The organism is Paenibacillus sp. FSL L8-0638 (assembly GCF_038593075.1).
Taxonomy (GTDB): domain Bacteria; phylum Bacillota; class Bacilli; order Paenibacillales; family Paenibacillaceae; genus Paenibacillus; species Paenibacillus polymyxa_D.
The window spans coordinates 3,939,911-3,964,315 of sequence record NZ_CP151960.1; the positions used below are offsets into that span (position 1 = coordinate 3,939,911).

Genomic DNA, 24,405 nt, shown 5'->3' on the forward strand with positions numbered 1-24,405 from the left:
CACAAAAAAAGGGGCTGGCCAACGCCGCCCCTTGATTCATTCTATTTCATTTGAAGCATGTTATAAATCATCTCTGCTGCTTCTGCACGTGTGACCTCCTGCTTGGCACGGAAGCTACCATCTGGATATCCTTGTACTAAATTAATTTCGGTTAGACCAAGTACATCCTTTCTGGCCCACTCTACAATTTGAGAGGAATCCGAGTATGCACTGCTTTCTTGCTGTGGTGTAGCTTTGATAATGTTATTCACCATTTTAGCCGCTTGCTCACGGTTAATGACACGATCTGGGCCAAACTCTCTATTACTAAACCCGCGAGCGACCTGATCTTTAATCGCCGTTTTGAGCAGATCCACGTACCACGCCGATGGATTGATATCCTCGAAGCCTAAAGTCACATCCGTTTCGAGCGGTAATTTCAAGGAACGGACCAGCATAGAAGTGAACTCCATACGCGTTACAGGTCTGTTCGGCTCAAATAGCGTGTGGGTTGTTCCCTTTACTACACCCAAATTGGCAAGCACATTTATTTTTTCTTTATTAAATATCCGATCAATGTCACTAAAATGATTTGGCTTCTTCTCAACGGTTGAATCTTGAATGTGCTCTGTTACTATCGGTTCCTTTATAACAGGCTGAATCGGTTTTACACTCTCCGCTCCTCCTGCTCCGCCACCTGCGTCCACAGTATTACCCGTTGTTTTTCCATTCGCTTGTTTTGCCTCTGTGCGTTTTCCTTGACTATTTTCTGCCCAAAGTTGAACTCTATACAACTGCTTCTCTTTAAGTTGTCTCCAGATATAGCCTCGATCCTTACCACGATATAGCTCTGTTCCTCCTTCACTGGAGAGGACGAAAATATCATTCTCATGGTCAGATTCCCAATGGATAATAAACTCACTATTCGTTGTTTCCGTCTTCGAAAACGCAAATGCTGGAGACGGCAGCGTCTCCACTTCACCTTCTGTCTGCTTACCTTCACCACTTGTGTTCAATGGCTTGATGGTAATACGATACAATGTAGAACTATCCAGTCCATCTACTTTAAATTCATGGGTGGCCGTATGACCGATAAGCATCTCGTTTTGGTAGACATTGTAAGCATCTGCACCCGGAGCTTCTTTCCACGTAACAACCAAATCGGTATCTGTTACTTCTTTCACAGTCAATCTATTGTCTGATATCTGACCTGGCAAAGCGCGATACGTAAACGGAGCTATATTACCTGCCCCCGTTGTATTCACGGCCTGTATACCAAACGAGTAAATCATACCAGGCTGGATACCTGAAAGCTTAATATGGGCATCTCTGGTGTTAAAAACTTCCCCCGTATCTTTACGGGTTACAGTATATTGATAAGCGCTCTTGATTTCATCCCAGGTCAGTGAAATCTGGCCAGCCTCAAGTTCTGTAACATTAACATTTTGTACTTCAGGAGGACGTGTCAGCAGCTCACCCAACGCTGGCTGGCTGAAACCACTACTGTTCCCACTGCTCACTTGAAAATCATAGTTTCTCCCACCTGTTAAACCAGATATAACCACACGTGGTTCCGTACTATAATAATCTTGACCGTTGATCGTCACCTTATATTGAATTGCCCCATCAACCGGGGCCCATATCAATGTGGCATCGTGCTCGCGAACATCTACAGTTGCAAGTTGTACAGCCGAAATCGGTAGTGTTAATGCGTTGATAGAAGTATCTTTACCCGTACCACTTCGATTGTAGGCTCGTATTTTAATATTGGCAGACCTGCCCGCTGGCAAGCCCTCAAAAGTATAAGAATGAATACCACGCGCAACCCGCACCTTCGGTTCATCGTTAACATTCAAGATGTATCCTTCAGCCCCCTGCACATCCTGCCACTCAACACCGATAGCATACACATCCTTTGTCACACCCGATAATGTAGTTACTCGATCAGGTAAAGTGATGACTCCCAGATGAGCAAAGTCTCCGAATCCTGTTGCATTTTCAGCGGAAACATTATAACCATACTCTGTTCCCGCCTGAAGATCAGTATCGGTGAATTCTGTATACACATCGTTATAAACCGATACTTCATTACGTTCTAGGGCATAGTAGGTGGCAGTGATTACAGAATTCCACTTCAAGTCGATTCCATCTTCTCTTACAGTTACATTCCGGAATCCGTTCGGGCTGTCTGGTAGGCTTAGAAAAGATACATGCTTTGCTGTACCCTCTCCAGTGTCATTCATAGCTGATACAGAAACATCGTAATATTTACCAGGCTTCATTCCCGTAATTGGATTATACACATCCTGTGTAACCGTATCCTTAAATATGATTTCTCCCGTACTTACGTCTGCTGCTGTAATATTATATCTGTTAGCTGATGAAACTGGCGTAAAGTCAGCCATGATTTCTGTAGAATGACGAGAGACAGGTCGTAACTGGATATGATCAGGAGCATCAGGTAACGTTAATACACGGACTCGATTGGAATACGCATTGCCTCCTACATGATTACTAGAACGCACTTCATATTCGTATTGCCGTCCTCCTTGTAGCCCTCTATCTGTAAAAGAATTTGTCGGATGCGTAACATCCCAAACCTCATTAGTTGTTATATTTCGGACTGTATAGACGTAACCATCATCAAGGCCCGACGGGAGTGTCCACTGCAAATCAGCTTCTGTATTTCGTACAGATGTCACAGAAAGCACTACCGACTGGGGCTGCTTTTGAATACGAAGTGCACTGCTGACTGTTTCATAAGTGTTACCCACCCTGTCTTTGACCTTGGCATGAACATACCATTCACCTTCATCTGAAAGATCCATCTGGATTGTTGCATCGGCTGCAGCATCCCAGTTTTCGGGTGAATCAGGGCTGTTCGTGATTTTATACTGCATTGTGGATGACTCAATCCCCGAATGCTGATCGGCATATCGTATCCTTACAGGAATATGAGTATCTTTCCATTCACGCGAATCCGGCGTCAGTTGGATCGTCGGTGGTTCCAAATCAATATAAGACACCGCGGACACCGGATCGCTTCGATTTCCAGCTGCATCTACAGCTTGTGCAGTCAATTGTATGATCCCTGAACCCTTTAATATTCCCGATGAACCAGACACATAAGCGCCAGAACCTAATTGATATTCATAATGTACTGCTGTAGTATCCGCCGCACCCGATAGAGCAAACTGAACTGGCTTATTGGTATATCGAGTAGGTATCGTCACCTCGGAAAACGTAACTTTTGGAGGCGTTGGCTTGGTTCGATCAATCATAACCGATTGAGTCACGATTGAACTAGACACATCAAGATTATTGATCGTCCGTGCTGATAATTCGTAAATTCCTTCTGCGTTTAATGTAAAAGTACCCTTGTAGGTCAACCACTCCCCAGATGGACTCAAGCGATACTGTGTCATCTTAATTCCATTTATAGGGTCACTTCCTGAATCAATGGTAATATTCACATCACGGTTCGTTGGGCCTGTTTCACTAGTCCGGATGACAGGAGCAGTCGGTCCCTTTTTATCAATAGTGACTTCTTTGCTTACTTCTCGGCTCACATTACCCACGCTGTCAATGGAGCGTGCATGTACCGTGCTTTTACCATCTTTATTCACATGAAACGCTTCACTATAATCCTGCCAATCCTGATTCACAACGCCTGTCATACGAAATTGAGTATGGGCTAGTCCAGAATAATCGTCTACACCCGATTGTAATGAAATCGTATAGTCATTACTATTCCCTGTTGCTTCTATGCTAGGGGGAGTTGGTGGCATCTTGTCTATTCGGATATTCCCGGAAGAAAGGCCACTATACTGGTTATTCACGTCCACTGTTCGGGCATAGATTGTATTTACACCATGGTCATAGACAGTGAAGGACCCAGTGTATTGCTGAAATGCTCCTCCGTTCAGACTATATTCATAGTATTTTAATCCTTCAGGAGCCACATCTCCATCGATCCACACAGTTACAGGCTTTTTGGTCCACCCTGTAACAGCTTGTCCCTCTGAGTCTGCGTGAATCTGGGGTGGTTTAGGCATGAGGTCCGATTTGGGAATAACACGGACCCCAAACTTGGATATTTCATTACTTGTCTGTTGGTTAGTTCCCATCGCTCTGAAATAGCGAACATCCCTTAATGTAATTGAGTCGGTGATATCTATCCATTTTCCCTGGTAATAGCTATCAGCATAGAATTTCCTTACATTAATCCATGTATATAGATTCGTTCCGTTAGGCCTCCAACTGTCGCCTGCGGCGGCATTAGACGTATATATATCGGTATGATAAGACCCCTCAATATAAACAAAAATCTTGTAATCCGAAGCCTTAATAGATCTTCCAATATCAATAAAACGATTTGTCGGCTGTGTAGTCCCATCACATTTATACCTCGCCGAACCCGTGCCAGTGTATACTTCTGTTGCTCCTATCCCACTTCCTGACCAAGAGCCCCAACTGTCTCCCCCACCTGGCAAATTGTTTTGGCAAAAAGGACCTCCAATGATCTCCTGAGCAGCAGCGGATACCCTTTCCGGAAATATGGGAATCATCGTTAATAGTAGGACTACAGCCAAAAATCCATACACCCACTTCCTATACTTCCTTACCTTTCGCTTATTTTTTCGATACATACACTTCTCCTTACTTTATTTTATTTTCAAAGAGTTTTACAAACTCGCTTCGAGTAAAATAGAAAAAGCACCTCAAACGAAGGCGTTAATGCCTAGGTTTGAGGTGCTTCCTCTATATCACGAGTATGTTTTGAAGCTATTATACTTCGTTCCAAGCAGGATGTAAACAGAACTGACAAATTATTTAAGGGTGTTAATGAACTTGAACGCCTAAGCTCCGAAAAAATCCTCGCATATTCTGCATGTAAGAATCCTGAGTAGCGGAAGATTCCTTAAGAAGATTTTGCATGCTGTTCATAAAAGTAGAAGCTGATGTCGTATCCGCTTTGTCAAAGCGATTGTTTAACGGTGTGTTATTTAGCAACTCTGTATTCTGTCCCATACGTTCCTTGTATTTCTCAATCCAATCAGGATGTTGAGGAACCTTTTGCGCAAAATTTAACAGTTGGCCAAGCCCATTTCCTCCACCTTTAATATCATTCATGTACGCCGTATATTTTTGAGGATCGACCTGCTTCATCACTTCTGATAGCTTAACATAATCCTCAGGAGCACCTGACGGACGATCCATTGGAGTCGTGTAGCTAATATCTCCGGTCTCTGGATCAGTGGATCGTGTTAAAGCAATACCAGCGATCTGGTTCATGGTTTCCAGAAATTCTTTGGCCTTGTCGCCTTCCATGTAATGATCGGCAATATACTTGGATTGGGTAACTCCCATCTCCAGCAGCACAGCTCGCTGACTCTCATCGGTTACTGTTCCGTCGACGATAAAATTAGATTCAATCATACTGTACACTGCATTAGACACTTCTTCTGACTGACCTTCCAAAACCCGGTTTAATGAATCATTGATTTGGGTTGTACCGAAATACTTGGCAGCCTGTGATACAATAGCTCCTTCGGCCAACTGTCTGCCGGCTTCACTGATCTCCACGGAGTCTTGAACTACGAATCCCGAGACCTTTTCTTCATGAAGCTGGGATGATGGAACTTGCTTACTTGTCGGATTGATCCGTAAGCTACTCGCATTAAGAATCGCTTGCTGTGCTCTAAGAGGCCCAAAATTCATCCTATTTCCTCCTGTCATGTTTGTAACAGGCAATCTAAGGCGTATGTATAGTGTAATGTGACCCTGTTTCTATATATATCGGACAAAGCATATATGGAATGAATATATACTTTGTCCCAAAAATGAACAAATATTGAAGCAAACTACTTTTGATTCAAATATAAAATACTCAAGCAACAAGTTACCTTAAGGGTTAGCTTAATAACCTATCTATCAACCGCCATAAATACTATAGGCAAAGTGATATACAATATCCGTATCTATAATCGAAGTACCTGACACCTGAGCGGCTACCCCTGATAGATCATAGTAGTGTGTAAAACTGATGGCTCCAGACAGGTATTCCGCTATACTTCCAGTGGAAGATGGCAGGGAAAGAGTCACACTAAAGGCTCCATTCTGGTCCGTATAAGCTGTGCCTGTACGAGTACGATTCCCGCTGCCTTCAGTCCAGTTCTGATTCAACCATGTCACATCAACAGGTGCATTTGCCACTGGATAACCATCAGTTGTCTTAACTACACCCTTCACGGTAAGGTTACTGCGTTGATTAACCCGATAATGACGACCATATGAGTAGTTCGGATAATCATTAGGGCCATTAGCAGAATCATAGCCGGTAATTTCAATTTTGCCAGCCCGAAGCACCGGCTTCAGTGTAAGTGTGTACAAATGATTGGGTGAATACTGATTGGTTGTGTACACTCGCACATAGTAGGTTCCTGTATTTAAGCTAACATTATGGTTCGTTTGCGGCAAAAGCACCATTTGGTTTCCGGTAAGGACTCCGTAGACTTCCGCTTTGTAGCCATAACCGTCCGAAACACTGTCAAGCTTGACGTTCAAAGCGTCATAATTGCGGCTGGCTGGGATCGTAACTTGGTACCAGTCATTATCAATGCCTGAATGAATGGAGCGTGAATTAAGCGATGAACCGCCCGTACTAAAGGTAAAGTTGTAGGCATGGAAAGCACTCTCATCTGGTTCATATGCATCGTAGCTGGAACTTGTATCGACCGTTAGATAGAAAGGATCATTGATACTGGAACCTTTTTTGGCATGGACAGCAATCGCATATGCCTTTTCATTTCCAGAAGCGTTGCGGGTTCCTACGTTTTCAGGAAGTGAGGCAGCCCCCTGTTCATAATTGTTAAAATAAGTACCATAGGTGGATGCGTCAATGGCATTAGGATTAATGTCCCCTGTCGTCATATCAAACTCATATAAGTATAAGTCATAGTCAAGCTGGGCTGAAAATGGACCATCCAACTGGGACTGCAACAGTTCACCAGGCTGCAAATAGATCGGATATAAAAATTGTGTGCCTCCCTCTTGCGTAATCGTGCCGGAATACGTAGCAGAAGAAGCTGTGGCTGAAGCAGCTATTGAGTTTGCTTTCAGCGAAGAAACGGGTTCCCTTTTCAATGAGGTTGTCTCTGGTGTCTTGAAGTTGAGATTTTCTTGCATGACATAAACCGAAGACGTAACGCTGTCTGGCTTGTCTGCCCGCGTCAAACGCTTAATCACGTCTTCATTGTCAGTTGTTAGCTGAATCTCAGATTCTGCTTTAATCGCTTGATCCGATGTAGCCTCCGTACTTTCACTCGCATTCGCAGTCATTCCGAAAGCAAACAGGAGCATCATGCTTAACATCACTGCAATAGCCTTTTTGAACCTCTTCATACTGAAATCCCCTCTCAAATGGTTTAAGGAATTCCCGCTATCCCCGGATAAACCAGGGTGATTTCTAGGCTGTATGGCTCTATCATAAATCATCTTTGATTCTATTGGAATATATTATGCAAAAGATTTTCTGGTTTTAATCTATGAAAACAAGACCATTTTCTTATTCTTGGTGAATAAATATGAAAAGTCGCTCTTTCAGAAATAGAAAGCCTCAGCTAACCATTCAAAAAAAGCGACTCTCATGAATCAAAACTACATTAAAGCATATCTTAATTTCTCAAACTATAAGCAAACAGATAAACAATGTCCGTCGCACTAATCGAAGTTCCATCGACCTGAGCGGCAACTCCTGTAAGATCATAGTAGTGTGTGGAACCAATTTCACTTGTATAATCTACATTTTTTCCTGTCGATTGTGGAAGAGAAAGGGTCACACTGAATTTACCGCTATCATCGGTGTACGTAGAAGCCGTTCTCGTACGGTTACCGCTGCTCTCGCTCCAGTTCTTATCCAGCCATACGACCGTGACAGGAGCATTGGGAACCAGTTGGCCATCTGTTGTTTTCACAACACCGTTCACGATCAGACTGCTGCCTCCATTAATACGATAATGACGACCATAAGAATACGTCGGATAATCATAATAGCCATTGGAGTTATAGCCGGTAATTTCAATTTTGCCAGCTCGAAGCACTTGTTTAATCGATAATGTATACAAATGGTCGGCTGAATACTGACTTGTGCTGTACACTCGTACATAGTAGGTCCCTGTGTTTAAGGTAACATTATGATTCGTTTGTGGCAGAAGCGCCATTTGATTGCCAGTAAGAGCTGCATATACTTCCGCTTTGTACCCATAGCTTTCCGAAGTGCTGTCCAGCTTCACATTTAATACATCATAATTACGGCTGTCCGGTACTGTAACTTGATACCAATCGTTGTCTAAAGCGGAATGGATGGTGCGGAAGTTAATCGAGGAGCCTTTGTCGTTAACAGTTCGCCATATCAAACTCATACAGGTATAAGTCACAGTCAAGCTGGGCTGAAAATGGACCATCCAACTGAGCCTGTAACAATTCACCCGGCTGCAAATAGATCGGATATAAAAACTGTGTGCCTCCCTCTTCTGTAATCGTGCCGGAATATGTAGCAGTAGACGCAGTCGCTGCGGCTTTAGCTGATACTGATTTTGTGCTGGCTTTGAGCGAAGGGGTAACTCTCTTTTTCAATACAGATTTCTGTGGTGTCACCAAGTTAATATTTTCTGTAATGGTGTACACCGAATCTGTGATACTGGCAGGCTTGTCCGCGTGTGTTAATTGTTCAATAACACTTTCCTTATCAGTTGTTAGCTGCACATTGGAAACTATTTGAATCGCTTGATCCGTCTTCACCTCTGGGCTTGCACTCGCGTTCGCCGTCATCCCGAATGAAAGCAGGAGCATTGAGCTTAGTGTAACTGAAATCACCTTTCTGAATCTTTTCATACTGAAATCCCCTCTCAAATGTGTTAAAGAAATTCAGCTATTCCCCAAATATATACAGGAAAATTCTAGGATGTATAGTTCTATCATAAAACAATTCTTGCTTTAATGGTAGATACTGTCTTGGTATTTTTTTAATACTCGGGATTAGTATCATGGAAGGATCCTCTATTTTTCTGCTTTTTCTGTCTATAAAAACCTCGACGAAAAAGGCTCTCCTGATTTAAAAGGGAGCCAGATTAAATAAGATTTGTATCCATACTTGGCGAGAATACGTCATACTCCCTTAAAAAGAGTAACAACGTAAAGTAGTCGTAAAATCTTCAATTGCTCGCGATTTTAATGCGTCGCACCCATGTAGAGTGCGACCCAAAGCATTATCCGCTAAAACGATGGCAGATGATATTTTAATCCGCCGCACTCATATAGAGTGCGACAGCGAAAATGCAGTAATTCATATCCATAGGATATGTTTTCCACACATTGTCGCAAAAACTGATGCCCAATAAGCTTGAATCAGCTATTGACTTTTACGGATAGTTAGCTGCTCCAATACTTTTCGACAATTTTCGAGGTGCGAAGGACCCGGGATTTTCATGTGCTCTTGGGGTTCGCACCAAGTTTATTTATTATATTTTGCAATCCATATACAATGCAACCCATACTATATTTGACCTGCTATATATCCGTGTGGTTATTCCTATCTTCAATCCAGTCAAGCCCTGTTTTATACTTAGAAATGTAATACGTTAGAATATTTTTAGGTACAAGCATACCTCTCCCCTTCAGCCCTCTCAATAGCCTGAGTTAGCGTCATGAAAGGAGCTTCTCTTTTATACTGAATAGCCTTTTCGCTTGTACCACCAGCATTAAGCCATTCCCAATGGATATGGATATCAACCGACTCCAAAAAATAAATAGACAATGCTTCTACGGGATTCATTCCGTATATATGTATAAATACCTCGTCTGAAAGCTGATTATGTTGGAGATATTCATTTTTCATGGTGTAGAGAAGCTTACAGATATCCTCTCTGTTCACATTGATGAGACGACTCACGAATGCATTGCGCCTTTCCACTGAATTCAGTATGATTTGCATAGCATTACGAACATGCCAAGCATCAGGGCCGATACGGAGCATGTTAATTAAATCGTTAGCGGTCAGCGTAGGATCAAATGGGGCTGGCTCCAAAATGCGTGTCCATGTATCGTTATGTCCTTTTTCGAACACCTCGATAGCATCAGAGACGTTTATACCAATGGTTTGCCATTTGCGATTAAGAGCATCCATAATATAATAGTAGTGTAGCTCGTTTTCTCCATTTCCACCTTTTTGCGCCCAAACTGGTCCCATACGTACAATGTCCTTGATTGCTTGTTCATTCACTTTGAATTTTGTAGTCACGGTATCTTCCTCCTTTTGAAATCTGGTAAAATGGCAATAGCAAAGCTAAGGGTATGTTATAGCATCCCTTTAGGATGATAAAAAACCATTTCCTTTTAATGACCTTAGGGTCATAAAATAAATATAACCTTATGGTCATATTTTGTCAACTATATATGGAGGATCATGAATGTTAAAACTTAGAATCAAGCTAAAAGAAGTACTCAAAGAAAAAGGCATAACTCAAAAGCAATTAGAAGAACTATCAGGTGTATCACAAGCAAGAATTTCTAAACTAAGCAGTGGCGATCGACAAGAAGTAAACCTTCTAATGCTTGAGAAAATTGCTCATGCTCTAGATATCAAAGATATATCCGTTTTGTTACAGTTTGAGGAAGAGAAGATCTGATTATTGTACACTCGGTGTACCCTAAAGTTCAGCACCACGAAGCTATTTAATAATCGGGCTTCTCTTCTTCATTTCAAACAAATCCTTTCGTACATCCCCCCTACGCTTTGTCCTCCACATCTACTTTTCTATTTTCAAATATGACAAAGAAAGGCTCGCCTCACTTTGATAGGGAGTCGAACCTTTCAAGTTTCAATCTGCACTCCCTAATAGTTCTCTCTAGTGGCATATTTTAAAAAAGCAGGTCTATTAATTTAATTCCGACATTAATTTACCATAAAAACCCTACCATTCTCTTATTTATACGATATAATAAAATAATATGGATAGTTCTTTTCGACTATAAATCACATCGAATTACCCATAAACATACATAGAAAAATTATTGAAATCATTTTATCGGAGGCATACAGCAATGGTAGGATCAACAACTGAACTATCGACGTTTCATAGCATTGTATACAACAGTCTTGACGGTATCTTGAAAAAAGCAGGTATCAAATCTAACATCAAATCATACGCAATAATAAATCAGGGATCGGAGATCAAGGGTATTGTGAGAATGAGAAAGACCCTCTCTGAAAAGAAGCATGAGAAGACTAAAATTAATCTAGAGACATTAAATAAAGTGGAAGATATTTCAACAGAACTGGATATAGAAATGGAAGATGCTAAGCAGTATACAGAAGATCTATTAGAAAATATAAAAAAGAGTATGTTAATTACTCCTAATTCGGAGTCAATAAGAAGTGAAATAACAATAAATGAGTCTAGTAGTGAATCATTTATTGAACCTATTAATAGCAATTCAAACAGTAAGCTATTAAAGTCAAGGGTTCTCTACACAAACAATTTCACAATAAAATGTGGTAAGGAAATGTTCACTGTTACATATATTCTGGAATTAAGAAATGTTGAAAAAGAAACATATGAGCTTTTTTGCGAATTTCCCGATATATCTTTTTTGAAGATGATATTGAATTATTTTTTTAATGACTATTTCGAAGATAATAAAGGGAAATACTTGAAGATAAATAATAACTCATCGATTGATAGAAAGTATAATGAGGATAGTATTCAATTCATAAGGAGAGTGACAAGATTATTTTATAGTAAAATACAGGTGTTGATGCAAAACGAGACTAATATAACGACTCTGTCGTCTGCTTTTGATCAAGAGGGCAGTAAACAGTTTTACATAAACAATTTTCTTGAAAAAATAGATGACATATCAACAAGAACATATGAGGGCAGTAATCCATTTGGTTGCATTGTATTTTTTAAACGTCACTTACTTGAAATTGAAACTAAGATAATAAAATTTATAATTAGATTTTCTGAGGAAGAATTAGTTTCACTTGATGATTCAAAAAGAATTAGAAAGCTCTTAGAAATAAGTAATTGTAAAAATGATTTGTTTTTAATATCAGATCATGAATATGTTTATGGTCTTGGAGAGATAAATTGGAATAATTTAAATGAAAATAAATTTTTCAAAATTGAATTTAAAGGCCTTTCTAGGTCCACTCTTCAACTAGTCTCTATATTAGAAAGACCATTAGAAAAAGGGTACATTGCAACAGATAATGGAAAAAAGATTTATAAAGCGGAAAAAAAGCTAGAAATTCGATCCTTGAAATTAATTAGCATTATGTTTAAGACCCCTATATTGGGGGATGAAGGGTACAAGCCTGATAGTTTTAATAAAATAATGAGACACCAGTTTTTAGAACAAGAAGAGGTTGTGGATTTAAAGGGTATCAGTCTTTTGCAGGATATCGTAAGCATAGCTACGGAGCAAAAACACGGTACAATGGTTGTTATAACGGAATATAAAACAGCAGTTAGTGAACTAAAGAAACTAAAAAAGCAATCTACCTTAGTAACACCAACATTAATTGATGCTAAATATATTAGATATATCACGTCAATAGATGGTGCTATTTATTTTGATATCAACGGCTATTGTCATGCGATTGGTGTAATATTGGATGGGAAGGCTGCTGAAGACATTGGAGATTCAAGTAGAGGTGCTAGGTATAATTCTGCACTTCGTTATATGCACAAACTAAAAGAATCGAGCAAGAAATGCGTAATTGTAATTATATCTGAAGATGGAATGGTTAATATAATTCCGGAGATTGACAATGAAGAACAGATTCAAACAATATTCCACCAAATAATAGATGCTTTATCTGGAGAATACAATATAGAAGAGCTAGCGGAGCTAGAAGAACAATTTAATTCATATAAGGACATAGACTATCAATTATATTTTAAGATGGCTGAAGTGTGTTTCTCTAAAAAAAATTACAAAAAAGTAATTGAGTATACTGGGCGAGGTCTTTCTTTGTCAGGAAATAATTACATTCCGGTTAATTATTATAGGAAAATGGCAAATTCATATTTTTACTTAGCAAGAACCTATAAATATAAAGATAAGGAGCGTAAAGTTAACTATATTAAAGCTATTAATGTTTATGACAGCTTCATGGATTCATCTAGTAGTGCTGATTTGAATCATCACGATTACAATAACAGAGCGATATCTCTAGAGTCCCTCGGGGATTTAGAGAAGAAGGAAGAAATAAAAAATAGTTATTATTATAAAGCGATGTCCGATTACACCAAAGCCATTGAGGTTAATACACAGAGTAATATCTTATATTCAAATCGTGCTGGTTCTTACTTGAATTTAATGATGTTGGAGGAAGCACTAGAAGATTTAATAGCAGCCGAGCTAATAGAGCATGATGAAGATTATGTAAAAGGAATTTTTGAGATTTTAAATAATAATAATTATTTATTTGAAAATGCTTTAATGAAATTCAATCAAATCAAGAATTCTAGTAACAAGGAAGGCATTGAATTACGTAATAAGTTCAAAGAATATCTTCAAATTCTTCAAGAGAATAATCCTGAAGTTGCAGGGACCTTAGAGAAAAGTTATTTCAATGAATAACTTCTGGTGATACTAGCTCTTTAAGTATAATGTTCTAAAATATGGAATTGGAAGAGAGGTTAGGAGATCTGTCTTCAGGCTTCTACCATCTATTCGTCCATATACCCGATGTAGGGGCTAACCTATAGTAGTATACGCTATCACATCTCCACCTGGGGTGTGCCAAAGAAGACAACCATACTGACCTAAAGAGAATCCGGTGACAGGGGGGGCGACTCCCCTCTCTTTCATATGTAATCTTAGTGAGACCATCTTAAAAGGTGGTCAGGCTGTCGAGAAAGTCTCACAGCCTATTTTATGTTGATGTTGTTTAATACGGCACCGCGTTAATGTTTCATAATATAGGTAACTATCTTATAGATTGGTCATAAAATAAATAGACGGAATCCGCCCCAAACGCTAAGGAACCAGTATAGGTAAAAGTCTCACCATTGGGACGCTTAGGCACATGAAGCAGATTGGTTTGCTCGAACTGGAGCATCTCTTCCAGAGATTCATCATATTCCTTGATGTAACTTTGAGCCTTGTCAGACTGAAAAGCGATATCATCTAAAATTCCGTTAACTTCAGGGTAACTCAGCCCCCAACCACTGGATTGCTTTTCCTCAAAATCGTGGGTGAGCTCTTCCACAGACTTTTTGGCCTCTCCAAAGGAGGAATAAGGATAGATTTTATTATTTTCTAAGAAAAATGCTTTGCGAGCTTCGTAATCTTGTTCATTAGCTGTGTACACCTGCTCCAGTCCGTCCAACGCCATGACTTCCCTCTTCATACGTAGGTACGCTTTATCCCCGGTTGATTTCAGCGTTTCATAGGTAGCTTCCAATTGCTCTTTCTGATGAAGACTAAAATAATTCCAGTCTGCTTCGAATTTGTATTTGCCGTCAATTACATCGAATCCCAGCATATCTTGCTTGGTATATGAGGTATGAAAGTCCTGAGTATTTTCACCCACACAGCCTTCGAAGATTTCTTTTACGGAAACAAAATGCAGCCACTCATCTTGCTCCGGGAATAAAAACTGAAGATTTATCGAGCAAATCGGCAGAAAATGCTTGCGATGATGTTCAAGATCGCTGGCAAATACGTCCTCGTATGCTGGAAAACGTTTGATGAATCTCTCAGGTATGTTCATGGTAGTCCCCCTATATTGTATGGTTTTCCGGCAGCCTTCTAATCTGAAACGTTCCTTCCATGGAAATCACGCTATAGAGTTCATCAAATCCTTCTTCGTAGCTCGGAACCTCCAGTTTACTCATTACATTCTTAATACCAATCTCAGGAATATACTCTTTGCCTGTGCGCTGCTCATTACGCTTAATAGATTCTGCAAAATCGGGCTCAAAATAGTAGCCAATAATTTTAAATCTCTTATTTTTACAAGCATCGATATATTTCTTCCGTTCGATAACAGTGGCATTTGTATTGTCTACAACAAAGCGCTGCATGGTTTCGATGGAGGCCTGCAGATAAATATTTTCCCTATTCCGTGTTTTAAGCATATCAAGGTTTATTCGCATATGTGTTTTGAAGAAATGTTCTTTATAAAATGTCGACTTGCCCGAAGCCTGAATTCCTATAAAAATAACACACTCCAAATCTACACATCCTTGTCCAAGTATACATATTGGTTAATATAATCTCTATTCTGCGAAAAAATCGGTGTCTCATGATCAACATCCCACTTGCTTCTGAGTGCTTCGCCTTTGTTGTACTGTTGTTTGGTAATGCAAATTCCCCGCTTTTGCCAGACCGGAAGATCGTTCCAGTTTATCCCTTTTTCCACAAAAAGCTTGTCTTGGAGCTGGTTTCCGTTCAATCCTACTAGTTCTGAATGCCTGAAATGGGCTTGAGCTACCATAGAAATGCTGTTTTTAGTAGCATCTTGTTGTCTCCATAGGAAGTAGTTTGTAACCTCATCCTGAGGCAAAACCCAAGCTCTCGCATCAAAAGTGGCTAAAGGCTGACCTGGGTAAACCTTTTGGATTTCCTCATTAAATTTGGCTGTAGCCAGAGAAGCAGATATGGACACCATCTTTTGAAGATTATTTTCAAACCAGGGTTTCGTCGTTAATTTGTCATCATTCGTAAGAAGCAGTGAAATTTCATCGCTCTGATGATACACCAGTTTACATCCCATAATGTTATAGGCCAAATATTTACATGTCTCCCATAATGCAAAAATTAGTTTCTCATCAAAAGGTTTCGTCATCCCACGTGTAAAGGTATGAAAATGCGCACCATCAATTCTGATGATTACGGGTAAACGGCGTGGTAGGCTTAATCTATAGGCATTTTCATATTCCTTCATCCTATTTCCAAAATCATTTTTTTTCATAAACTATGTAGGTTCCTTTCATGATCCGTGATTTACGTACGCAGTACAGGGGGACATGGGGTACGGATAGCCAAGCTTTTCTTGAAGAAAAGCCCCTCCTCGTATGTGCAGGAGGACCGAAAACAGCAAAGATTTAATCAGCTTCTTGCCGTCTTTTTTCTGCTGGTCGCTTGGGTTAGGACATCGTTAATTAAATCGAGGATGAAGCCGAACTCTCCAACAATATGGATTCGATGTCGGTTCCGCTTTCTTTTTTATTTTGCAGTAATATTATCTTCAAATACAAAAACGGATATGGCTATATCTTCCTCCACTTTAATATCTGAAAAGAGGTGTAGCAGCCGGGAATCCATGTAATCCTCCAGTTCTTTATTGAAGTGTGTGGGATATATTTTTTGAACCATTTTGGTTCGGGCTGCATGCACCATCTCTTTCCCGGATTCTTCTTGTGCCAGAAACTTTTCGGATGGGGTTAAATTTCCATACAGCATCGTGATGGCCATATTATCTACAAAGGTTGTATGTATGCGCTCCGGGCCTTTCCCAAACAGCTCTTTACGTACTTTTCGAATAATTTCGTTAAAACCCGTTTCCCTTCTCATATCGCACCGCTCTCCTAAAATCTACTAAAATCCCTATTACTATTTCCATCATAACCGATTCCTATCATATAAAACAGAGACTAGCGAAAGTGATTTTTGGAACATGATTTTATCTAAAATTATAAGCGTTTATTAATTTTGAGTAACATTTCCTCTAAAATTCGCTTCTCCTCTTCAGTCAGGGCTTGAACAATTTCGTCCTCCACCTTTTGGAAAGAATCACTAAAAGCTTCAATCAATTCAATAGCTTTTGGTAAAACATAAATATTTTTTTGCCGTTCATTATTGGCTGGGATTTTGCGCTCGATGAATCCTTTTTGCTCAAGACCTTGAAGTATGCTTGTAATGCTGGCTCCGCGCAGATGAAACCGATCTGCAAGATCTTTCTGAATTAAATTATTTTCTTGATTCTCGTAGATATATCTAATCATTTTTCCTTGTTGAGCATTTAATCCCAACTCTTTTATGCTCTCGTCCGCTCTTTTCTTTAACTTAAGACCGATAACCTGAAACAAATCCAGAAAAACCGTATCCTTTTGGGTTTTCATCATCGTACCTCCTCAAATTATTAGAAGTCTAATTGTCAGTAAATAAACTATATAAATCTCTAAACTGTTTGTCAAATGAAAATTAGTTTATTGACAGTTATATAACTAACAGTTAGAATTCTAATTGTTTAAAGATAAACATTAAGGAGGAACGACATGCAGAATGTAACTCAAAGCTCTACGGTAGAAAAAGTTACAGCGATTACGAATGTACGTATTTTCGATGGAGAAAAAGTTATTGAGCCCAGAAATGTTATCATCCAGGGGGAAACCATTATTTCGGTAGGCGGAGACCTTCCGACGCATGCAACGATCATCAATGGGGAAAATGGGACATTATTGCCCGGCCTGATTGATGCGCATGTCCATACTTCAATCGGTGGGTTAAGAGATGCTTTAAAATTCGGCGTCACGACAGAACTCGAAATGAACGGCAGTTTTACAGAAAGAGGGCGCAAAATCCAGTTGAAAAACGTGAATGATGCCGCTGAAGTCCGTTCCGCCGGCACAGCGATCACTGCTCCAGGTGGTCATCCGGATGAATTATTGCAGGATGAGGATGAAATTCCTGAGTTCGTATTAAAGGAATTGGAGAAGTTACCCAAGAAAGACCGGGAAGCTATGCTAGCCGCTTACGCTCACGATCACGAAAAAGTGCCCCAAGTGACGACAGTGGAAGAAGCGATCAAACATGTGCATACCCAAGTGGAGAGTGGCGCCGACTTTATTAAAATCATGATTGAAGAAGGGACGGTCTTGGGTGCCCCTGGACTGCCTATTTTAAGCGACGAGATTTTAAAAGCAGCTGTGGTAGAAGCCCATAAGTTCGATAAAATAGTCATAGCCCACGTCTTGACGGCTCATTCTTCGCAAACCGCCATCGATATTGGAGTCGACGGATTGGGTCACTTATTTCTCGACAGGCCCGAATACACATCTGAGTTGGTGAAATCCATAGCGGATTCAGGCGCATTTGTTATACCGTGCTTAGTATTGAACTCATCCATTCTGGGGAATCCGGCATCAGAATTGGCGAATGATTCACGTGTTTATTCCAAATTAAGTCCGGAATGGATCGATATTTTGAAATCAAGCTTCCATACTTTCCCGCAAGGCAATTTGGAGAATAGCTTTAAAAATGTGATGGATCTTCACCGTGCCGGTGTGGATATTCTGGTCGGGACGGATGTCGCCCCCGTTCCTGTTCCCAATCTTGGCGGCCTTGCTCATGGAGCCAGCGTTCATCATGAAATGCAATTGCTGGTTGAGGCCGGATTTACTCCCATAGAAGCGCTTCAGTCGGCTACCGTGAAACCGGCCCGTTGCTTTGGGCTTAACGATCGCGGCTGTATTGCCGAAGGTTCGCTCGCTGACCTTATACTAGTAAACGGTGATCCGACAACCAACATCTCTGATACTTTGTCGATCAAATCCGTATGGTTCAAAGGTGTGCAACAACTATGTTAATCGGAGCCTATCGAACAGGAACAACTTTCTAATCTCATTTATATGACTTCCATTTTTACTTTGATAGCTTAATCTTGTTGCCAACGCAAAAACACCTCCAAGGTTATCTCCATATCTTACGACATGGGGTTTCCCTTTGAAGGTGTTTTAATTGCAAGGAACATTGTAAAAATGTACAAACAGTGGTCCCAAATAATTTCGCCATGCTCTGTTTGTCATAAAATATACGGCTTACTCGTAGGCACCGATGTTCACAGCGGCTCCCTGTACTCTTGGCTTCCCGTCGATATCCAGTGTTCCAATGATGGCAAGGTCCGTGTTCCCGGCATCGATCGCAGGTGACGAAGACTGCAAATGGAAGTCGCTGTTCGCGGCATTCGCGAATTTAGGATCTGCAAATAGAGAATGCGTATCGTTGCCCGTCCCCGATTTGTACGCGGAGAAACCCGTATACTCCTCATTTTTCCAGATCCAATTTGCATCCGAGCTGCCGCTCGGAGCAAAATATAAATTATAATCCACAACATTGCCGGAATTTTTGGTGTATCCATTGGAGATCAGCATATCCGTGGAGCTGGCCACGAAAATATTGTTTTGGATCACGTTGTTTCGCGTATCATATTGAACCAAAAGCTGACCGCTTCCGTCCTCAAACGTATCGTTCTTGTATAGTGTATTGTTCACGATCTTGCAGTTAACCGTGGAGCCACGCTCCTCATTGTAACCGCCCATGGCAATGCCGGTCAGTCGGTTGTTATATATCACGTTGCTGCGGACCGTAATATTGCTGGTGGCTTTACCGGCGTGCTCGGAGGCAATTTCGACGCCGATATCGTTGTTGTAGCTGTAGTTCTGCTCAATAATACTGTCCTTGCCCCCATCTACATAAATGCCCCCGGCCGAGTTGTCATCGCTCTTGTAAGATGGGTTATTTTGAACTGAATTATTATACACCCGATTGCCCTTCACCAACCCGTTCCGCGCCTGATCGTAAGTCGTATTCGGCGCGGTGCCCTCAAAGCCGATCAAATCAATCCCGATGTTGTCATTATCGTGAATGAGGTTGTCGGTCACCGCAAAGCCATCCACGTTGCCGTTTAAAACGAGCGATTCGCTGGAGCCCAGCACGAGATTGTACAGCTCATTGCCGCTGATCGTAAGGTCGTGAATCGAAGCCGGAGCTTTCGTACCGTAAACAGCGATACCGTGAGCGTCCCGGCCCAGCCGATCTTTGCCGGTCGGAGTGACCGTGTTTTTGATGTCATGGATTTTATTGTTGGATAGATTAATGAAGCCGCCCGAACCGTGGACATAAATACCTACAGGCACCACGTTCTTGGAAGCAGTGGTAAAATTGCGGATTTCAAACCCCTGAACAGTAACGTAATTGACATCGGCCAGTTCGATCAGCCCTTCATTCCCGCTGACCGAAAGTCCGCTGCCATCAATAATGGCGGTCTCTGTCCCATAATTGGTGAACACAATGGGACCTTGCGAAGCGGAGCCAGAGCGGGTAATCTTTACTTTCTGCTTGTACACGCCGCCCCGGACGTAAACCGTGCTGCCCGCAGGAGCCACGTCGGCCGCGTGCTGCAACGTCTTCCACGGCGCATCGTTCGTTCCGGCGTTAGAGTCGCTGCCGCTCGTGGCCACATAATATTCTGTACCGGCCGCGGAAGCGACGGGAGGTTGCACATTTCCGGCCACCAGACCAAGCCCGAAAACCACGGCTAAACCTACCAGAAACATTTGCCCGAATTTCTTCATGTTCCTCATCCCCTTTGTTTTTCTTGTAAATTGTACCATAATTCCACTAAATCTGGTTCTTTGGCATCGGCCATTAGTGAACCTAATGCGCCATACCAAAGAACAGGAGGTCACCGTAATCGCTGTCGAAAGAAACAAGAAACCCTGCGTTTTAGTAATCGCAAGGTTTCTTGGTGATCAAAGCTGCTAACGTTGCCGCAGCTGCCCTATCGGCAGACTACGCATATTCTTACTCCAAACGAACTAATCCTTTACCAGTCGATTAGAAAGCATCAACATGATAAAAGAGAATAAAATGATGACAGCTACCCAGCTCCAAGAGAGTGTCATATTTCCGACCTCGGACGCGGTGTAAATTGCTGTAGGCAGGGTTTGAGTCTGTTCAGGAATATTACCTGCAAGCATCAGCGTAGCACCAAATTCCCCTAACCCTCGGGCAAATCCGAGAATGTATCCTGAAATGAGGGGGCGGTAGGCAAGGGGCATCGTAATGTGGCGAAACACTTGCCATTCGTTGGCACCTTGCGCACGTGCAGCCTGCTCTACCTCCGGGTCTACAGCTTCAAAACCTGCTTTAATGGTGCGGTAAGCCAGTGGAAAAGCAACAACTACGGCCGCCACCACTGCAGCTCCCCATGTAAATACAATCGTCTGCTGAAACAGGCTTTCGAAGGCAGTGCCAATCCAGCTTTTCCTTCCCAGCAAGATGAGCAAAATAAAGCCGACAACAGTGGGAGGCAAAACGAGCGGAAGAAGTAGGACGGTCTCAATCACGCTGGTTCCCCTCCGCGACGTGCAGTTCGCCATCATCCGCGCTACCACAGTAGCTAATAAAAAGACGATGATGCTGGCGACGACAGCGACTTTAACAGATACGATAACCGGAGGAAGAAAAGCTGACCAATCCAACGGGACCCCCTCCTTTATCTGTAAATTCTATTTTCCCGTCATTTCTGTAGGGGCTGAAAATCCATCTTTACTGAACACACTCATAGCTTCATCTGTTCGTAGAAAATCAAGAAACTCGCCTGCTTCCTGGCTGTGTTTGGTTGCTTTTACAATGCCTTCAGGATACAGGATGGGTGCATGCAATTCCTCAGGCACTTCCAGTGCTATGACCATTTTATCGGATGATTTGGCATCCGTCAGATAGACGAGCCCTGCATCGGCGTTGCCTGTTTCAACATAATTTAATACCTGTCTTACGTCCTTGGCGAATACCATCTTAGGTTCCAGCTTGTCCCATAGCCCAGCCTTCGTTAACGATTCTTTAGAATACTGTCCGGCGGGAACGGTAGTAGGCTCCCCAACAGCCACTTTCAGGAAAGAAGGACCCATCAAGTCATTGAGCGTAATGCTTTTGTTATCTGTGCTTTTCGCCTTATCTTGCGGAATAACCACAACCAGTTTATTTTGAAGTAGCACGTTATCCTTTTCCACCAATGAAGCATCGGTTAATGCCTTCATTTGCTTCATGCCTGCCGAAATAAATACGTCAGCGGGTGCGCCTTGCTCAATTTGTTTTTGTAATGTACCAGATGAAGCGTAGTTAAAGGTAAGTTTGATATCTGGGTGCTGTTTCTCATACTGGCCCTTGAGCGTATTCAGACTATCTTGAAGACTCGCAGCGGCAGATACGACTAGTTCTGTCTTGGGTGCGGACTGTGCCGACTGTACAGCAGCCGGAGACGAACACCCAGCCAGAACCCATGCCAACAATCCAGCGAGCGTGAATATGTACCCAAATTTCTTTTTCAACTTGTTCTTCCCCTATCCTATAAATTCCAAATGAGATAACAAAATGTGATAGCGAAAATAAGGAAGCATTGTACATCTCATAACGGGTCGAATCTATTGGGTCAACCCAAATATTTGTGATAAATTGATCTCGCCTCGGCGATGTCCTTCGTGCCATGAATTAAGACGCGACCATCCTGAAAAAGAACGATTCGATGCGTCCCGATAACAACGGATACCAGGTATGGATTATGCTCCACTTTGCCCCCCTGACGGGATAACAAACGTGCCGCTTCATTCAGATCACGTACAGCACCCGAAGCCGGGCGGATTTGAACCGTATCTCGTCCGCACAAGACAGCCGTTTTAGCCTGATGCTCCGATTGTAAAAAAGGATACACTGGGTGCTCACCACACGTTGGACAATCGGCTTTCTTCATGGCGCTGATTTGGATTGCCTGATGCTGATTGTTCCACAGATCGAAAGAAATCAGCTTATTTTGCAAAGCCGAATCGTCCCCTGTGAGCAGCTTCAATGCCTCGGCGCTTTGATAAGCCGCCACCATCTGTACAGCCGGGCTAATCACACCGACCGTATCACAGGTTGCACCGCCGAGCGGTACAGTTCCGAGCAGGCAATGCAGGCACGGTGTCTGCCCCGGCACGATGGTAAAGGTTGTCCCATAACTACCTACACATGCCCCGTAAATCCAGGGTATTCGGTGCTTGACCGCATAATCGTTCATAAGCAAACGTGTATCGAAATTGTCAGTGGCATCTACGATGAGATCCACCCCTGCTGCGATATCGTCGATTTCCTCCAGCGAGACGTCCCGGACTAGCGCACGAATGTCCACGTCCGAATTGATTTGCTGCAATCGCTTCTGCGCGGCCACTGCCTTGGGGATCTGATCACGGGCATCCGCTTCGTCATAGAGCTGTTGGCGCTGCAAATTACTCCAGTCTACATAATCACGGTCTACCAACGTCAGCCGTCCGATGCCCGCTCGCACCAGCATGTCAGCATTGGCAGTGCCTAGTGCGCCGGCCCCCACCATCAGCACGTGCTTACTACGGATATTTTGCTGGCCTGTCGGTCCAATTTTCGAGAATAATTCCTGTCTAGAATAACGGGCATGAGACGTATGCGCATGTGCAGCAACTTCTATTTTCTGGATCTTGTCCATTTCTGACATCGTTGATTTACGCCTCCATACTTATCCATTGATAGCTACAAGTTGATCAGACAAGCTAAAAGTTCAAATGTCCTCGCCCTTATTTGAAAGCTTTGGGGTACTTTGAGGGTTCCAGCCACCCAGCTGATGCCCCTTCCATTCTGAGCCGTCCTCCCACACTTCCTTTTTCCAAATCGGTACGATTTGCTTTAACCGTTCAATGGCATGGCGGCTGGCTTCATAGCAAGTATCGCGGTGTGCAGCTGAGACAGCAATCACCACACTCGTCTCTCCAATTCTTACCGTGCCAAGCCGATGTGTAATCGCAGTACGTGTGGAAGGCCAACGTTCTGCAATTTCGTCACCAATCTGCTTCATCGTGTTCATGGCCATCGGGACATACGCCTCATATTCAAGCAACACCGTTCGCTGACCTTGCGTAAATTCCCGAGTCGTACCATTAAAGGTCAGCGAGGCGCCATGAGAAGGGTCGAGTACCTTTGAGGTTACTTCATCGGCATCAATCGGGTCGTACGTAATGGCAAATAAACCACATTTTGAAACGACCGTCTCCATCCCGGATGCTGACTGATGAAGAGCAATTGCATCTGATGGAAGCACAAGTTCATTTGGAGAAGCCAGCTTTTTATGATGGGTAAAAAAAGAACCTGGCAGTTGTGAAGCCACTTCCGGGTACAGCTCATTCAGCCTTTTTCGAATGTCTGCAATGGTCACCGCTTCCTGTGAAAGTTCTACCGTGATCACATCACCAAGTTGCTCCGCCATATCTGCGAATAGTTGAATACGATATTGCATATGATCTGCCCCCTTGCACCTATTCTATCGAATTCACCTATCCTATTAAATAAAATCTACCCTCCTGAAACCGGAGGAATAATCGCAATCTCATCATGTATACTCACGAGGTCCTCAGGAGCGGCGTAGGCTTGATTTCTGGCAACAAAAGAACCCTGCAACTGAGCTGCTGATTCAGGGAAACGCTCGGATAGCAAGTCTTTTAATGCGGCAACGGTCATCGTTTCTTGCTCAGTAGGCACCATAATTATAGGCCCTCCCATCTGTTCCGCAAGTCCAGCAAATACTTGAATATGATAGTTCATTTAACATCCCCTCCTTTTCAG

The 24,405-nt window shown here is 42.2% G+C and carries 18 protein-coding genes and 1 pseudogene; 3 read left to right on the plus strand and 16 right to left on the minus strand.

The genetic code is table 11. The features are described 5' to 3' along the window. Nucleotides 1-41 precede the first annotated feature (41 nt). The 5 genes and pseudogenes from MKY35_RS17555 to MKY35_RS17575 all read right to left on the minus strand — a co-directional run bounded on the left by MKY35_RS17555 (nt 42) and on the right by MKY35_RS17575 (nt 10,279). On the minus strand, nt 42-4,628 hold the full coding sequence (locus MKY35_RS17555) for a fibronectin type III domain-containing protein (protein ID WP_342444360.1): 4,587 nt from the start codon (nt 4,626-4,628) through the stop codon (nt 42-44). Between the two features lie 193 nt (nt 4,629-4,821). Continuing rightward, nucleotides 4,822-5,700 (minus strand): hypothetical protein, encoded by an 879-nt coding sequence (locus tag MKY35_RS17560; RefSeq protein WP_342444361.1) that lies wholly within the window; start codon nt 5,698-5,700, stop codon nt 4,822-4,824. 213 nt (nt 5,701-5,913) lie between these two features. Next, entirely contained in the window at nt 5,914-7,383 is a 1,470-nt protein-coding gene (locus MKY35_RS17565; protein WP_342444362.1) for a hypothetical protein, read from the minus strand. Nucleotides 7,384-7,655: 272 nt separating this feature from the next. After that, nucleotides 7,656-8,874: pseudogene (locus tag MKY35_RS17570) on the minus strand (Ig-like domain-containing protein). Between the two features lie 757 nt (nt 8,875-9,631). After that, nucleotides 9,632-10,279, minus strand: coding sequence for a hypothetical protein (locus MKY35_RS17575; RefSeq protein WP_307347214.1), 648 nt, complete (start codon nt 10,277-10,279; stop codon nt 9,632-9,634). A gap of 169 nt (nt 10,280-10,448) precedes the next feature. On the opposite strand from MKY35_RS17575, the gene MKY35_RS17580 reads away from it, so the two are divergent. Both MKY35_RS17580 and MKY35_RS17585 read left to right on the plus strand, forming a co-directional pair. Continuing rightward, on the plus strand, nt 10,449-10,667 hold the full coding sequence (locus MKY35_RS17580; RefSeq protein WP_043891115.1) for a helix-turn-helix transcriptional regulator: 219 nt from the start codon (nt 10,449-10,451) through the stop codon (nt 10,665-10,667). Nucleotides 10,668-11,082: 415 nt separating this feature from the next. Next, nucleotides 11,083-13,629, plus strand: a complete 2,547-nt coding sequence (locus MKY35_RS17585; RefSeq protein WP_342426636.1) for a diadenylate cyclase — start codon at nt 11,083-11,085, stop codon at nt 13,627-13,629. Between the two features lie 349 nt (nt 13,630-13,978). On the opposite strand, the gene MKY35_RS17590 is transcribed toward MKY35_RS17585, so the two are convergent. The 5 genes from MKY35_RS17590 to MKY35_RS17610 all read right to left on the minus strand — a co-directional run bounded on the left by MKY35_RS17590 (nt 13,979) and on the right by MKY35_RS17610 (nt 17,117). Beyond that, on the minus strand, nt 13,979-14,764 hold the full coding sequence (locus MKY35_RS17590) for a siderophore biosynthesis protein (protein ID WP_342444363.1): 786 nt from the start codon (nt 14,762-14,764) through the stop codon (nt 13,979-13,981). Nucleotides 14,765-14,774: 10 nt separating this feature from the next. Then, nucleotides 14,775-15,227, minus strand: a complete 453-nt coding sequence (locus MKY35_RS17595) for an AAA family ATPase (RefSeq protein WP_342444364.1) — start codon at nt 15,225-15,227, stop codon at nt 14,775-14,777. Nucleotides 15,228-15,229: 2 nt separating this feature from the next. Continuing rightward, on the minus strand, nt 15,230-15,967 hold the full coding sequence (locus MKY35_RS17600) for a tRNA(His) guanylyltransferase Thg1 family protein (protein ID WP_342444365.1): 738 nt from the start codon (nt 15,965-15,967) through the stop codon (nt 15,230-15,232). Nucleotides 15,968-16,221: 254 nt separating this feature from the next. Continuing rightward, the gene (locus MKY35_RS17605) at nt 16,222-16,569 is read right to left on the minus strand and encodes a DUF2294 domain-containing protein (RefSeq protein WP_013311231.1); all 348 of its coding nucleotides are present in this window, start codon (nt 16,567-16,569) and stop codon (nt 16,222-16,224) included. A gap of 119 nt (nt 16,570-16,688) precedes the next feature. After that, nucleotides 16,689-17,117, minus strand: a complete 429-nt coding sequence (locus MKY35_RS17610; RefSeq protein WP_342446664.1) for a MarR family transcriptional regulator — start codon at nt 17,115-17,117, stop codon at nt 16,689-16,691. A gap of 156 nt (nt 17,118-17,273) precedes the next feature. Here MKY35_RS17610 and MKY35_RS17615 point away from each other — a divergent pair, with 156 nt between their 5' ends. Continuing rightward, complete coding sequence (locus tag MKY35_RS17615) at nt 17,274-18,584, plus strand: amidohydrolase family protein (protein WP_342444366.1); 1,311 nt, start codon at nt 17,274-17,276, stop codon at nt 18,582-18,584. Between the two features lie 231 nt (nt 18,585-18,815). On the opposite strand, the gene MKY35_RS17620 is transcribed toward MKY35_RS17615, so the two are convergent. The 6 genes from MKY35_RS17620 to MKY35_RS17645 all read right to left on the minus strand — a co-directional run bounded on the left by MKY35_RS17620 (nt 18,816) and on the right by MKY35_RS17645 (nt 24,384). Continuing rightward, nucleotides 18,816-20,351 carry a right-handed parallel beta-helix repeat-containing protein gene (locus MKY35_RS17620; protein ID WP_342446665.1) on the minus strand — a complete coding sequence of 512 codons (1,536 nt, stop codon included), beginning with the start codon at nt 20,349-20,351 and terminating at the stop codon, nt 18,816-18,818. A gap of 243 nt (nt 20,352-20,594) precedes the next feature. Then, nucleotides 20,595-21,260: a molybdate ABC transporter permease subunit gene (gene modB, locus MKY35_RS17625; protein WP_039274516.1), complete on the minus strand. Its 666-nt coding sequence runs from the start codon at nt 21,258-21,260 to the stop codon at nt 20,595-20,597. A gap of 27 nt (nt 21,261-21,287) precedes the next feature. Further along, nucleotides 21,288-22,109, minus strand: coding sequence for a molybdate ABC transporter substrate-binding protein (modA, locus tag MKY35_RS17630; protein WP_342444367.1), 822 nt, complete (start codon nt 22,107-22,109; stop codon nt 21,288-21,290). 101 nt (nt 22,110-22,210) lie between these two features. After that, nucleotides 22,211-23,284, minus strand: a complete 1,074-nt coding sequence (locus MKY35_RS17635) for a thiazole biosynthesis adenylyltransferase ThiF (protein ID WP_342444368.1) — start codon at nt 23,282-23,284, stop codon at nt 22,211-22,213. Between the two features lie 63 nt (nt 23,285-23,347). Then, nucleotides 23,348-24,079, minus strand: coding sequence for a molybdenum cofactor biosynthesis protein MoaE (locus tag MKY35_RS17640; protein WP_029515415.1), 732 nt, complete (start codon nt 24,077-24,079; stop codon nt 23,348-23,350). A gap of 56 nt (nt 24,080-24,135) precedes the next feature. Next, nucleotides 24,136-24,384, minus strand: a complete 249-nt coding sequence (locus MKY35_RS17645) for a MoaD/ThiS family protein (protein WP_039274509.1) — start codon at nt 24,382-24,384, stop codon at nt 24,136-24,138. Nucleotides 24,385-24,405: the final 21 nt, after the last annotated feature.